Annotated in this window: 12 protein-coding genes and 1 pseudogene; 8 read left to right on the top strand and 5 right to left on the bottom strand. The window is 59.0% G+C overall.

Translation table 11 applies throughout. The features are described from left to right. The first annotated feature begins 75 nt into the window (after positions 1–75). On the top strand, positions 76–972 hold the full coding sequence (locus RSE16_12735) for a DMT family transporter (protein WRH75561.1): 897 nt from the start codon (positions 76–78) through the stop codon (positions 970–972). Between the two features lie 106 nt (positions 973–1078). Here the strand turns inward: RSE16_12735 and RSE16_12730 are convergent, their stop codons facing one another. From RSE16_12730 to RSE16_12710, 5 genes are all read right to left on the bottom strand, one after another. Next, positions 1079–1333: an ATP synthase F1 subunit epsilon gene (locus RSE16_12730; protein WRH75560.1), complete on the bottom strand. Its 255-nt coding sequence runs from the start codon at positions 1331–1333 to the stop codon at positions 1079–1081. Between the two features lie 49 nt (positions 1334–1382). Continuing rightward, on the bottom strand, positions 1383–2927 hold the full coding sequence (atpD, locus tag RSE16_12725) for a F0F1 ATP synthase subunit beta (GenBank protein ID WRH75559.1): 1545 nt from the start codon (positions 2925–2927) through the stop codon (positions 1383–1385). Positions 2928–2955: 28 nt separating this feature from the next. After that, a complete protein-coding gene (locus RSE16_12720; protein ID WRH75558.1) occupies positions 2956–3834 on the bottom strand; it encodes a F0F1 ATP synthase subunit gamma in 879 nt (292 codons plus the stop codon). 95 nt (positions 3835–3929) lie between these two features. Beyond that, positions 3930–5459: a F0F1 ATP synthase subunit alpha gene (gene atpA / locus RSE16_12715; GenBank protein WRH75557.1), complete on the bottom strand. Its 1530-nt coding sequence runs from the start codon at positions 5457–5459 to the stop codon at positions 3930–3932. Positions 5460–5467: 8 nt separating this feature from the next. Further along, the gene (locus RSE16_12710) at positions 5468–6034 is read right to left on the bottom strand and encodes a F0F1 ATP synthase subunit delta (protein ID WRH75556.1); all 567 of its coding nucleotides are present in this window, start codon (positions 6032–6034) and stop codon (positions 5468–5470) included. Positions 6035–6312: 278 nt separating this feature from the next. Here RSE16_12710 and RSE16_12705 point away from each other — a divergent pair, with 278 nt between their 5' ends. From RSE16_12705 to RSE16_12675, 7 genes and pseudogenes are all read left to right on the top strand, one after another. Beyond that, on the top strand, positions 6313–6981 hold the full coding sequence (locus tag RSE16_12705) for a dienelactone hydrolase family protein (GenBank protein ID WRH77356.1): 669 nt from the start codon (positions 6313–6315) through the stop codon (positions 6979–6981). Further along, positions 6980–7510 (top strand): annotated as a pseudogene (locus RSE16_12700) (methylated-DNA--[protein]-cysteine S-methyltransferase). Before RSE16_12705 ends, RSE16_12700 begins: the two are co-directional and overlap by 2 nt. Before the next feature lie 196 nt (positions 7511–7706). Continuing rightward, entirely contained in the window at positions 7707–8348 is a 642-nt protein-coding gene (locus RSE16_12695) for a polysaccharide export protein (GenBank protein WRH75555.1), read from the top strand. 17 nt (positions 8349–8365) lie between these two features. Then, complete coding sequence (locus RSE16_12690) at positions 8366–9868, top strand: GNVR domain-containing protein (protein ID WRH75554.1); 1503 nt, start codon at positions 8366–8368, stop codon at positions 9866–9868. A 14-nt stretch (positions 9869–9882) separates the two neighbouring features. Beyond that, entirely contained in the window at positions 9883–10815 is a 933-nt protein-coding gene (locus RSE16_12685) for an AAA family ATPase (GenBank protein ID WRH75553.1), read from the top strand. A gap of 2 nt (positions 10816–10817) precedes the next feature. Beyond that, positions 10818–12524: a hypothetical protein gene (locus tag RSE16_12680; protein ID WRH75552.1), complete on the top strand. Its 1707-nt coding sequence runs from the start codon at positions 10818–10820 to the stop codon at positions 12522–12524. 26 nt (positions 12525–12550) lie between these two features. Next, positions 12551–13681, top strand: coding sequence for an XrtA-associated ATPase (locus RSE16_12675; GenBank protein ID WRH75551.1), 1131 nt, complete (start codon positions 12551–12553; stop codon positions 13679–13681). Positions 13682–13692: the final 11 nt, after the last annotated feature.

Raw genomic sequence — 13692 nt, 5'->3', positions numbered from 1 at the left:
TGATGACACGCCGCTATGGAACGGCGGAGCATAGCGACGCCAGCCCGGCCGTTTTAGATTGATCGTAGGAAACAGATGCGCAATTCGTCCGGCTTCACTCTGGCACTTGCAGGTTTTGCATTACTGACTTGTGGTGATGCGGTGATCAAATCGATGGCCGGTCTCTGGCCTGCGCCGGCCATTGCGGCGCTGCGCTTTGCGATCGCGGTGCCCTTGCTGGCAACCTTCGTGATCGTAACGCAAGGGAAAGCTTTGCTATCGGTGCGCAGGCCCTGGGTCCAGTTTGCGCGCGGTTTTTCGCTGGCGGCATCGGCCTGTCTGTTCTTTTCCAGTGTGTTCCTGATGCCGCTCGCAGAGGCCACGGCTATCGTTTTTGTCAGCCCGGTCATTACCGCGCTGCTTTCTGCAGCATTGCTGCGCGAACCGATGCGGCGCGCGGCATGGCTCGCCACCGCCATTGCGCTCGCCGGGGTGGCAATCGTCCTGCGGCCTAATCTTGCGGAACTTGGCATTATCGCTTTCATGCCATTGATTGCGGCGGTGTTCATGGCATTGATGCTCATCTTCAATCGGATGGCGGCAGGGACGGGTTCACCAATGGCCCTGCAGTTTGCTATCGCTATGGTTGCAGCACCGGTGATGATCATTGTCGCTAGCATCGGGGATATGAGCGGGTTCGAACCCTGGCAAATCGGCTGGCCCGAAAGCTCGGTAATATTGCGCTGCGCGATTGTCGCCGTGAGCGCAAGCACCGCGCATTGGCTGATCTATCTGGGTACAACGCGCAGCACCGCCGCGGACGCAGCGCAGGCGGCCTATGTGCAACTGCCCGTGGCGTTGCTGATTGATGCGCTTGTTTTCCGTCACTGGCCCGATGCGATGGCGCTGGGCGGATCTGCGCTGATTGTATCGGCGGGGCTGATCATGTGGCAGTTGCAGCGCAATGCTGTCATAGCCGGAACGCAACGCTAACCGGCGCTTTCTTACCTGCGCAGGCATCGCCCAAAAAGAAACGGCGCGAGCATTGCCCGCACCGGTCTAATTTCTTGCGACCCAGAGGGCCAATCAATCGTCGGGCTTAGCCCAGCTTTTCAGCAAGGATCGTCAGCCCCTTGTCGCTGACTTCGGCAAAGCCGCCGTCCACCGCGATCGTTTCGGGCGTTGCGCCTGCACTGGCATAAATGCTGATCGTGCCGTCGCGCAGTGTCGACATCATCGGGCTGTGCCCTTCGAGCACACCAAAATCGCCCTCTGCACCGGGGACAACGACCATATGAACGCCTTCGCTGCGGACCAGTTTTTCAGGGGTTACGAGCTCGAAATGCAGTGCCATTTTTCTGTTTCCTTACCTCCCCTCCCGCTGGCGGGAGGGGACGAGGTCCTTAAGCTGCTTCAGCAGCCAGTTTCTTGCCCTTTTCGACGGCTTCGTCAATGCCGCCGACCATGTAGAAGGCAGCTTCGGGCAGGTGGTCATATTCGCCGTCAACGACAGCCTTGAACGACTTCACAGTGTCTTCGATCTGCACGAACTTACCAGGAATGTTGGTGAAGACTTCGGCAACGTGGAACGGCTGCGACAGGAAGCGCTGGATCTTACGCGCACGGGCAACGGTGAGCTTATCTTCTTCCGAAAGCTCGTCCATGCCGAGGATCGCGATGATGTCCTGCAGCGACTTGTACTTCTGCAGCGTTTCCTGAACGCGGCGGGCGGTTTCATAATGCTCGTCGCCGACAACTGCGGCGGTCAGAACGCGCGAGGTCGAGTCGAGCGGGTCAACCGCCGGATAGATGCCAAGCTCGGAAATCGCACGGTTAAGAACGGTCGTTGCGTCCAAGTGGGCGAACGATGCAGCCGGTGCAGGGTCGGTAAGGTCATCCGCGGGAACGTAAATGGCCTGAACCGAGGTGATCGAACCCTTGTTGGTCGAGGTGATGCGTTCCTGCAACTGGCCCATGTCGGTTGCCAGCGTCGGCTGATAACCCACAGCCGAAGGAATACGGCCGAGAAGCGCCGACACTTCCGAACCCGCCTGGGTAAAGCGAAAGATGTTGTCGACGAAGAAGAGCACGTCCTGGCCTTCTTGATCGCGGAAATATTCGGCGATGGTCAGACCCGAAAGGGCAACGCGTGCACGCGCACCCGGGGGCTCGTTCATCTGGCCGAACACCAGCGCAACCTTCGAACCATCGGGGGTCGGGTTACCATCGGCGTCCTTGGCGATAACGCCGGCGTCGAGGAATTCGTGATAAAGGTCGTTACCTTCGCGGGTACGCTCACCCACGCCGGCGAACACCGAGGTGCCGCCATGGCCCTTTGCGATGTTGTTGATCAGTTCCTGAATAAGAACGGTCTTGCCGACGCCTGCGCCGCCGAACAGGCCGATCTTACCACCCTTTGCATAAGGCGCGAGAAGGTCGATCACCTTGATCCCAGTGACAAGAATTTCGGTTTCGGTCGACTGGTCAACGAACAGCGGCGCTTCTGCGTGGATCGGTGCGCGCAGCTCGGTGGCAACCGGGCCCTGCTCGTCAATCGGCTCACCAACGACGTTCAGAATGCGGCCAAGCGTTGCCGGGCCGACGGGAACGGAGATCTGGGCACCGGTGCTGCGCACGGGCTGACCGCGGGTCAAACCATCGGTCGAGTCCATTGCGATGGTACGCACGGTGTTTTCACCCAGATGCTGCGCAACTTCGAGAACGAGGCGGTTGCCGTTGTTGTCGGTTTCGAGTGCCGAAAGGATCGCAGGCAGTTCGCCGGTGAACGAAACGTCGACGACGGCACCAATCACCTGACTGATGCGGCCGGTTGCAGCACCGGCAGTACTTTTCGCAGGCGCAGCGGCCTTTTTCGCGGGAGCCTTCTTGGCGGCGGCAGCCTTCGGAGCGGCGGCCTTTGCAGCGGTTTTCTTCGGGGCGGTAGCCATGTTCGTCTTCCTTGCCTTTACGGATGTCTTAGAGCGCTTCTGCGCCCGAAATGATTTCAACGAGTTCGGTGGTGATCGCAGCCTGACGGGTGCGGTTATACTGGATGGTCAGCTTGTTGATCATGTCGCCAGCATTGCGCGTGGCGTTGTCCATTGCTGTCATCTTTGAACCCTGTTCCGATGCCGCATTTTCACGCTGTGCGCGGAGCAGCTGCACCGCCACGTTGCGCGGCAGCAGATCGGCGAGGATTTCTTCCTCATCGGGTTCATATTCAACAGAGGCCGATGCACCGGCGGGGGCATTGTCGTTCGACAAAGCGACCGGCATCAGTTGCAATTCGGTCGGCTCCTGCGTCAGGACGCTGACAAACTTGCTGAAAAACAGATGCGCAACGTCAAATTCGCCAGCTTCAAAACGGTCATTCAGATCCTTTGCCCAGACCTGCACCGTATCAAAGCCAAGCTTGCCAAGATCGCCGGGTTCCACGCTGACTACAATGTCATTGCGGAACTGGCGGGAAAGGCCGTCTTTTGCCTTTTTGCCGATCGTATAGAATTTGACTGTCTTGCCCTGCGCCTTCAGTTCTTCGGCGCGCTTGCGGGCGAGGCGGACGATGTTGGTGTTGAACGCACCGGCAAGGCCCTTGTCGCTGGTGGCAACAACAAAGAGATGCACATCATCCTTGCCCGTTCCGGCAAGAAGCTTTGGCGATTGCGGGCCAACGGTCACTTTCGATGCAATCGAAGAAACAACCGCTTCAAGCCGTTCGGCATAGGGACGCGATGCCTCGGCCGCTTCCTGCGCGCGCTTCAGCTTCGCGGCAGCGACCATTTTCATCGCCTTGGTGATCTTCTGGGTCGATTTGACCGAGTTGATCCGAATTTTGAGGGCCTTTAAGCTAGCCATCAGGTTTCCTTATCGTCGCCCGTGCCGAAACAGGGGCCGCTGTAAGTTAATCTTTACTGCCTGCGGCCCCTGCATTCGCAGGGGCGACGGGTTTCTTAAGCAAAGGTCTTCACGAACTTGTCGAGCGCAGCCATCAGCGCTTTCTTGCTGTCGTCGCTGAAGTCACGGCTTTCGCGGATGCCCTTCAGGATGTCGGCATGGTTGGTGCGCAGGTCGGCAAGCATCGCTTCTTCAAAGCGGGTCACGTCGCTGGTGGCGATACCATCCAGATAGCCGTTGGTGCCGGCGAAGATCGAGCAGGTCTGCTCTTCGAACGGCAGCGGGCTGAACTGCTTCTGCTTCAGAAGCTCGGTCAGGCGCGCACCGCGGTTGAGCAGCTTTTGCGTCGAGGCGTCGAGGTCCGAACCGAACTGCGCGAACGCAGCCATTTCGCGATACTGGGCGAGTTCGAGTTTGATCGAGCCCGAAACCTTCTTCATCGCCTTGGTCTGTGCGGCCGAACCCACGCGGCTGACCGAGAGACCGACGTTAATTGCAGGGCGGATGCCCTGATAGAAGAGGTCGGTTTCAAGGAAGATCTGGCCGTCGGTGATCGAGATCACGTTGGTCGGGATGTAGGCCGAAACGTCGCCGGCCTGGGTTTCGATCACGGGCAGAGCGGTGAGCGAACCGCCGCCATTGGCGTCGCTCATCTTTGCAGCGCGCTCAAGCAAGCGGCTGTGGAGATAGAAAACGTCGCCGGGATAAGCTTCACGGCCCGGCGGGCGGCGAAGCAGCAGCGACATCTGGCGATAGGCAACGGCCTGCTTGGAAAGATCGTCATAAACGATCACGGCGTGCATGCCATTGTCGCGGAAATACTCACCCATGGTGACGCCGGTGTAGGGCGCAAGATACTGCAGCGGAGCGGGCTCCGAAGCGGTCGCAGCAACGACGATCGAATATTCCATCGCGCCATTTTCTTCGAGCGCGCGGACGATCTGCGCGACGGTCGAACGCTTCTGGCCGACGGCGACGTAGATGCAATAAAGCTTTTTCGATTCATCGTCGCCTGCATTGACACCCTTCTGGTTGATGAAGGTGTCGATCGCGACGGCGGTCTTGCCAGTCTGGCGGTCGCCGATGATCAGTTCGCGCTGGCCACGGCCGACGGGGACGAGAGCGTCCAGAGCCTTGAGGCCTGTCTGCACGGGTTCGTTCACCGACTGGCGCGGGATGATGCCGGGCGCCTTGACTTCAACGCGGGCGCGCTTGGTTGTCTTGAGCGGGCCCTTGCCGTCAATCGGGTTGCCAAGACCGTCAACCACGCGGCCGAGCAGTTCCTTGCCGACGGGAACGTCCACAATGGTACCGGTCCGCTTTACAACGTCACCTTCGCGGATTTCAGCGTCAGAACCGAAGATCACGACGCCGACATTGTCAGCTTCGAGGTTCAGGGCCATGCCCTTGATGCCATTGGAAAATTCGACCATCTCACCCGCCTGGACATTGTCGAGGCCGTGGATGCGGGCAATGCCGTCACCAACCGAGAGCACCGAGCCGACTTCCGAAACCTGGGCTTCGGTGCCGAAATTGGCGATCTGGTCCTTGATGACCTTGGAGATTTCTGCGGCGCGGATATCCATGATGTAACTTAGCCTTTCATCGCGTTAGCGAGGGTGTTCAAACGGGTCCGGATCGAATTGTCGATCAGGGTGCTGCCGATCTTGACGGTCAGGCCGCCGAGGATCGCAGGATCGATTTTGGCGCTGATCGCGACATCGCGACCGACGCGTTCTTTAAGCTTGGCGGCGAGCGCCTTGGACTGCGCGGCCGACAGGGCGTGGGCGCTGGTGACCTCGGCGGTGATCTCACCGCGATGCGCAGCTGCCAGTGCGGCATAGGAATTTGCCACCGCACGTGTTTCGGCAAGACGGCGATTGTCAGCAAGAACGCCGAGCGTCTTTGCCGTCAGCGCATCAAGCTTCAGCGTCTTGGCGATTGCCGCGACAGCCTTTTTCGCATCGTCGCGTGAAACGGCCGCATTGGTCGTGAGCGATGCAAAATCGGCCGACTCGGAGAGCGCGGCCCGCACTTTGGCAAGGCTGGCTTCGACGGCGTCGATCGCTTTCGATTCGCGGGCGAGTTCGAACAGCGCTGTGGCGTAGCGCCCTGCAAGACTTGCTTGCACATTAGCCTGATTACCGCTGGAATTATCCACGCGTTTGGGTCCTTAAAACAGACAGGATTTGAACATGACCTGTGGTGCAAAAGGACGACCCTTTTGCAAAGTCGCCGCGCGCCTAGCAGGGGATTTGCTGCGATGCAAGATGGACGATTGGGGTTGTGTTCAATGAATCATCATGCTGAACATGATCTAATATCCATCTCGCCACCTAGACCGAAGGGGCGAGAGGAAAAATGGACCCTCGAATGCCGTCGCCGCATGGTGACACAAGTTCAGGGTAATAAAGAGCCGGAGGGTAGATTGTGGGCGAGATGATCAAGATGCAAATGTCTGATGGTGCGGAGATCGCCGTCTATCATGTCGAGCCGGCAGGCGAACGGCGCGGCGGGCTTGTGCTCATCCAAGAGATATTTGGCGTCACCGATCATATCCGTGAATTGTGCGATGAATATGCCGCGGATGGATATGAAGTATTGTCCCCCGCCTTGTTCGACCGCGAACATCCCGGCTTTGAATGCGACTATACCGGCCCTGAATTTGAACGCGCAGTGGAACTGGCGCGCCAACTGCACCCCTTTGAACAATCGCTCGCCGATGCGCAGACATGCATTGATGCCCTGAAAGACAAAGGTCCGGTGTTCATCACCGGCTATTGCTATGGCGGGTCTGTCACTTGGCGGATGGCGCAGATCAGCACCGATCTTGCCGCCGCGTCTTCTTATTATGGCAGCATGGTGCCAACGGTTTTTGCCGGCGAGGCTCCCGGCTGTGCCACTATCGCCCATTTCGGCCGCTTTGATCAGGGCATCCCGATGGAGGGGGTAGAGGCTTTGATCGAAAAGGCCCACCCGACCGCCCAGGTCTTTGTCTATGATGCCAATCACGGTTTTAATTCGGACCGGCGCAAGGATTATCACGAACCCAGCGCTGATCTGGCGCGCGAACGCACACTTGCGCTTTTCCGGGCCTGTGGCGGCTAGGTTGGCCATGCAACCGAATGTCTGGAAGGATGGCGGGCTTGGCGCTGTGATCCGCTGGGCAGTGGTGGATACATCGCTGGGCCAGATGCTGGTTGCTGCAAGCGAAAAGGGCATTTGCCGCCTGTCCTTTGACGAAGATGAAGGCGCGCTATTGCGGCGTTTCCCGCGTGCGCAAATATTGGCTGCAGATGCGAATATGGCTGAACTGGCCAAACAGGCCGCAACCGCCGTTGAAAATCCCGCGCAAATGCCGGACCTGCCGGTCGACATCGCCGGAACCGCCTTTCAAGAGGCCGTATGGCAGGAATTGCGGCGCATCCCGCCGGGCGAAACGCGCAGTTACGCCCAGGTTGCCGCCGCAGTTGGAAAGCCCAGCGCCGTTCGGGCTACCGGCTCTGCCAATGGTGCAAATAGTGTCGCCATACTCATTCCCTGCCACCGCGTCGTGCGCAGCGACGGTTCGCTCGGCGGTTATGCCTATGGGCTCGACCGCAAGGCAAAGCTGCTCGAGCGAGAGCGCGCGGTTTAACCGCTAAGTCCTAGCTGTCATGTCCCCTGCCTGAGCTGCGCGGGGCAGAGCCGGGAGCTATTTTTACAACTTTGGGACATCAATCCTAACGGTCTGTTCACCCTTTTTAGCCATAGGGAATGCGAGGCTGTGTGCGGTACAGCTTGTTTTTCCGTCGAAATCTTCGGGTTTCGCTGCGGATCGGAAGGGACGTAAAATGAATAAGTCTTTAAGTTTGAAGGCTTTTCTTGCATTGGGTGCGAGCGGCATGGCGCTTTCTGGCTGTTCGTCGCTGGGTGGATCGAATTTGCCGCCCGCGCCTTCTATTCCGGCGCAACAACAGGCGAGCGAAGAATATCTGATCGGTCCGCTCGACCAGATCACCATCTTCGTTTGGCGCAACCCCGAACTGGGGGCAAAGGTGCAGGTGCGCCCCGATGGCCGCATCACAACGCCGTTGATTACTGACATGCCGGCAGCCGGGAAGACTGCGACTATGTTGCAGCAGGATATCAAGCTGCAACTGTCGCAATATATCAACGATCCCATTGTTTCGGTGATCGTCAACGAATTTGCCGCAACCAATAATCAGCAGGTGCGGATTGTCGGCGCCACTGAAAAGCCGGCATCGATCCCGTTTCGCGCCGACATGACCTTGCTTGATGCGATGATCGCTGTCGGCGGGCTTTCGGAATATGCCGCTGGCAACAAGGCTCGGCTGGTCCGTTTCAACAAGGCAACCGGACGCAGCCAGGAATATACGCTGCGCATCGGCGATCTGCTGAAGCGCGGCGACAGCAAGGCCAATGTGCTGCTGCAACCGGGTGATGTGATCATCATCCCTGAAAGCATGTTTTGAGAGGGGCGACGTAGCGGATGACCAGCCTCTACGATGAACTGCGTATCGCAGTCCACAGCGTCTGGCACAGGCGCTGGCTGGCGCTTGCCATCGCTTGGGGCGTGTGTCTGATCGGCTGGCTGATTGTCGCGCTTATACCTTCAACATATGAATCCTCGGCGCGCATCATGGTACGCCCGCAAACGGTGCTTGACGAAAAGGTCGGCATCACCGCCGGCGAACGGCGCAAGGCGATCGAACAGTTGCAGCAGTCACTCAGCAGTTCGGCCAATCTGGAACGCGTCGTCAAGGGTACCGACCTCGGCCGGACAGTCGTTTCGGAAGGTGAACTTGCAGGCGCAATTGCCAAGCTGCGTCAGGACATTGCCGTCAAGGCGGACATGACCAACGAAAACGTCTTCTCGATCACCGCGCAGCATAACTCGCCGGGCATGGCGCGCGATATCGTGCAAAAGCTGATCGATATTGCTGAAGAGGAGAATATCTCTGGCGACCGTGCCGAGACGGCAAAGACGATGAAATTCCTCGATGCCCAGTTGGAAGCGCGGCAGAAGCAGTTGCAGGAAGCCGAAGCGAAACGCGTGGCTTTCGAGACCCAGAATATGGGCATGCTTCCCGGCAACGGCACGGGATCGATTTCCGCCCAGATGGCGGCCGCACGGGCGGAAATGTCTCAACTTGATTCACAGTTGATCCAGGCACGCAGCGCGCTTGCTGCGCTGAACGGCCAGCTTGCCGGCACGCCGCGCACGCTTTCGATGGCCGGCGGTGGTGGCAGCAGCCCGGTCGCCGCAGCCAATGCAGAGCTCGCCGGGATGAAGGCACGGGGCTATACCGATAGCCATCCGGACGTGATCGCGATCCGCAACCAGATTTCCATCCTGCGGTCGCAGGGCGGCGGTGGTGGCGGGGCCGGGGGTATGCCAAATCCCGCTTATAGCTCGCTACAATCGATGCTCGCCGAACGGCAGGCGTCGGTTACGGCATTGACCGCACGCAAGGCCGCGTTGCAGGCACAGATTAGCGACTTTACTGCAAAGCAGATTTCCGAACCCGGCCTTTCGGCGGAATATTCGCGCATCAGCCGCGATTATGAAGTGCTGAAGGCGCAATATGACAAGCTGCTCACCGACCGGGAGGCGATCCGCCTGCGCGGTCAGGTGGAGACCGAGACTGGCACCGTCCAGTTTCAGGTTGTCGATGAACCGGGTGTCCCGTCTGCACCGGCGAAACCGAACCGTCCCTTGTTGCTCGCCATGGTGCTGTTCGCTGGCATAGGCGCCGGCGCCGGCATTGCCTTTGCGCTCGGCCATTTGCAGACAAGTTTTCCCACAGCGGCGAAGCTGGAAAAAGCCAGCGGCCTGCCGGTGGTTGGATCGATTTCGCAGATGCTGACCAGTGCGCAGCGCATCGAGCGTAAGCGCAAGCTGCGGCAGTTTGCCGGGGGCAGTGCAGCGCTGGTGGGCGTATTTGCCGTCCTGCTTGTGGTTGAATTCATCCAGCGCGGCATGGCAGCATGACAGGACCCGATAAAATGAACAATCATAGTCCGATCAAGCCGCCTGCATCCTTGCTTGAGCGCGCGAGCGAGATTTACGATTTCCGTTCGGCCTTGCGCAGCCCCGAACCGCCTGCCGCCGATCCTGCGCCGGTTGCCGTCGAGCCTCAGCCTGGTGCGCAGCACGTTGCCGCACCGCAACTGCGCGAAGCTGTGAGCGCACCCAATTTCCATAAGCTCAAGGCCAATGTCGACCGCGAACGCCTGCGCGCGTCGAACTATATCGTTCCGGAAGGCCCCGTTACCGGGCTTTCGGAAGAGTTCCGTATCGTCAAGCGCCAGCTTCTGCTGGCTGCGCGGGGTGGGAAGGGGTTCGAACCCATTGAGAATGGCGAACGCATCCTGATCTGTTCGGCCAACCCCAATGAGGGGAAGACTTTCTGTGCGTTGAACCTTGCTCTGTCGATGGCGACCGAGAAGGATAACCGCGTTCTTCTGGTCGATGCCGATTTTGCCAAGCCCAGCATCATGTCGCGGCTTGGCATTGAAGGCGAGCGCGGCCTGATGGATGCGCTGGCCGACCCGACAATAGATGCCGAAGATCTTGTGATTGAAACTGACATTGCCGGGTTGTCGGTACTTCCGGCGGGCCGCCAGACCAATCAGGACACCGAATATCTTGCGGCTGCGCACAGTGCGGCGGTGCTGGACCGGCTGACGGCGCATGATCCCACACGCATCATCATTTTCGATTCCCCGCCCGCGCTTGCGGCATCGCCCGCCTCGGTGCTGGCTTTGCATGTTGGGCAAGCGGTGATGGTCGTTCACGCCGACGTCACGACTGATACGGCGCTGCGCGATGCGCTCTCTTTGCTCAGCGGCTGCGACAATATCCAGCTGCTTCTCAATAAAACCAAGTTTTCCCCGACTGGCCGCAAGTTCGGCAGTTATTACGGATATGGAGCCTGACCATGCTCAACCGCAGATTTTTCCGCCTAGGCGGTCTCATGCTTGCGACATCGGTGATTGCCCTTGTCGCGCCTGCCCAGGCACAATCACTGGAAAGTGGCTGGATACCGACCGACGATAGCGCAACGGCATCGCCGGTCAGCAACGCACCAGCGCCCAAGAAAGCGCGGCGCGGGGATCGTGCCCGTGTTGAAGTCACCCCCTATATTGAGGCGCAGCAGGTCTTGCTGGTTGATGTCGGTGGCAGCGGAGAGGTGTTGACCTATTCGACCATCGCCGCCGGTGTCGATGCAGCAATCAACACCAGGCGGGCAGAGGCGCAGGTCAATGTCCGTTATGAACGGCTGATTGGCTATGATGATGATGTCCAAGGGCAAGACAATATCAGCGGCCTTGCACGCGGTTCGGTCGCGATCACCCGTAACCTCAGCATTGAGGCGGGCGGTATCGCAACGCGGTCTCGTATCGACAATCGCGTCGGCACACCGGGAACCATCCTTGGAAATCAGGATAATGTGACGCAGGTTTATTCGGTCTATACCGGACCGACCTTTGCGGCACAGGTCGGTGACCTTTCAGTCAATGCCGCTTATCGTGCAGGCTACACCAAGGTTGACGCCAATGATGTTGGCCCGCTGCCCCCCGGCCAGCTTGCGGCCGACCTTTTCGATGATAGCGTCAGCCATTCCGCTATGGCCTCGGTCGGCATGCAGCCGGGTAATTTGCCCTTTGGTTGGGCGGTCAGTGCGGGATGGGATCGTGAGGATGCCAGCCAACTCGACCAGCGTTTCGATGCCAAATATGCGCGCGCAGATGTGACCGTGCCGATCACCCCGACCCTCGCGGCCGTTGGTGGCGTGGGCTATGAGGATATCAGCATCAGCGAACGTGATGCGTTGCGCGATGCGCTGGGCAATCCGATCATCACGCCAAGCGGACGGTTTGTTACCGATCCGGCATCGCCCCGATTGATCGCTTATGAAAGCGACGGGCTGATCTGGGATGCCGGCGTACTCTGGCGGCCCAGCAACCGCACCTCGCTCGAGGCGCGTTACGGTCGCCGCTATGGCACCGACACTTATTTTGGCAGCTTCAGCTATCAGCCGAATGAACGGCTCGCCGCCAATATCTCGGTCTATGACACAGTGACCGGCTTTGGTAGCTCGCTCAGCCGCAGCCTCAACGCGTTGCCAACCCAGTTCAACAGCATCCGCAATCCGCTGTCGGGTGATATCGGCAGCTGTGCCTTTGGCGCGGCTGGGGCTTCCTGCTTCAACAATGCGCTGGGATCGCTGCGCTCTGCCGCTTTCCGCTCGCGCGGCGTTGCGGCATCGGTCGTCACCAACAGCGGCGGTTGGGAAAGCGGGCTAGCTATCGGCTATAACCAACAGAAATTCCTCACTTCAGGTCTTGGCGCACAGGCGCAGCTCGATGGTCTGGTTGATGAAAATTATTATGTCGCTGGTTTCCTCGGCCGTGATCTTGACCGGCGCTCGCGCTTCGAAACCAATGTCTATGGCAATTGGGTGGACCCCGGCTTCAGCCTTGCGTCGGACGTGTATAATGTCGGCGCAAATGCTGCCTATTACCGCCAACTTTGGCGCGGCCTTTCAGCAACGGCGGCCGTCGGAATTGATAGTGTGAAGCAAGAAGACTTCGCCAGCGATGTCACCGCATCTGCGCTGCTCGGTCTGCGCTACAGCTTCTAGGCCAACGGACAGGAAAGTCTGATACAATGTACGATCAATTTTATGGCCTTTCGGGACGTCCCTTCCAACTGACACCCGACCCGCAATATTATTTTGAAAGCGGAACGCACCGCAAGGCTTTGTCCTATCTGGGATATGGCCTGGCACAGGGTGAGGGCTTCATCGTCATCACTGGCGAGGTGGGCTCTGGCAAATCGACATTGGTCGGCCATCTGATGCAGACGATCGATCGCGCTCGCCTGACTGCGGCAACGATCGTCACCAGTCAGTTGGACGCGGTCGATCTGGTGCAAATGGTCGCGGAAAGCTATGGCATCGACACGCGCGGGCTTGATAAAGCATCGGCGTTGAAAGCCATCGAAAATTTCCTTCATGCAGAAGCGCGCGCCGGCCGTCGTTGCCTTTTGGTGGTCGATGAAGCCCAGAATTTGGCGATCGATGCACTGGAAGAATTGCGCATGCTTTCCAATTTTCAGCTGGGATCAATGCCGCTTCTGCAGATTTTCCTTCTTGGCCAGCCCGAATTTCGCGATCTGGTAAAGACCGCGCCCGAACTGGAGCAGCTGCGCCAGCGCGTGATTGCAACGCACCATCTGGAAGCCATGGATGCCGATGAAGTCCAGCCCTATGTCCAGCACCGGCTGCGCAAGGCTGGCTGGACCGGCCGTCCGCAACTTTCGGACGATGCCTATGCGGCACTATATGACGAAACAACAGGCATACCGCGTAAGCTTAATGCGCTGATGAACCGCTGCCTCCTGATGGGTGCGGTTGAGCAGATCGATATGATCGATGGTCCGCTCGTCGGGGCGGTGATCGCCGACATGGCGGGCAAGCCTTTCGCTTATGAAGCGCCGATGTCGTCGCAGGCACCGGCATTGGCTGTCGATCTGCCCGCGGTGGTCGTCGATGCTGCAGAGGAACCAGCCGCTGCAATCGACAGCGCCAATGTCGTCGCCATGCCGTCGCATCTGGCGGCGGTGCCGACAATAAGCGCAGGTGTCGACGTGAGTTTACAGGCGCGCATTGCCGAAATGGAAGTGCGGATGGCAGAACAAGATGCCACGATGCGCCGCGTGCTTGCCATGTTGATCGATTGGATGGAAAAGGAAAACCATTCGATGGCCGCCCGTATGCGCGATGTGCGTGCAGCCTGATCCGAATGATG

The organism is Sphingobium sp., from assembly GCA_035196065.1.
Lineage (GTDB): Bacteria > Pseudomonadota > Alphaproteobacteria > Sphingomonadales > Sphingomonadaceae > Sphingorhabdus_B > Sphingorhabdus_B rara.
The sequence above is the reverse complement of the archived record's forward strand: the minus strand, read 5'-3'. Positions and strand labels throughout refer to the sequence as shown.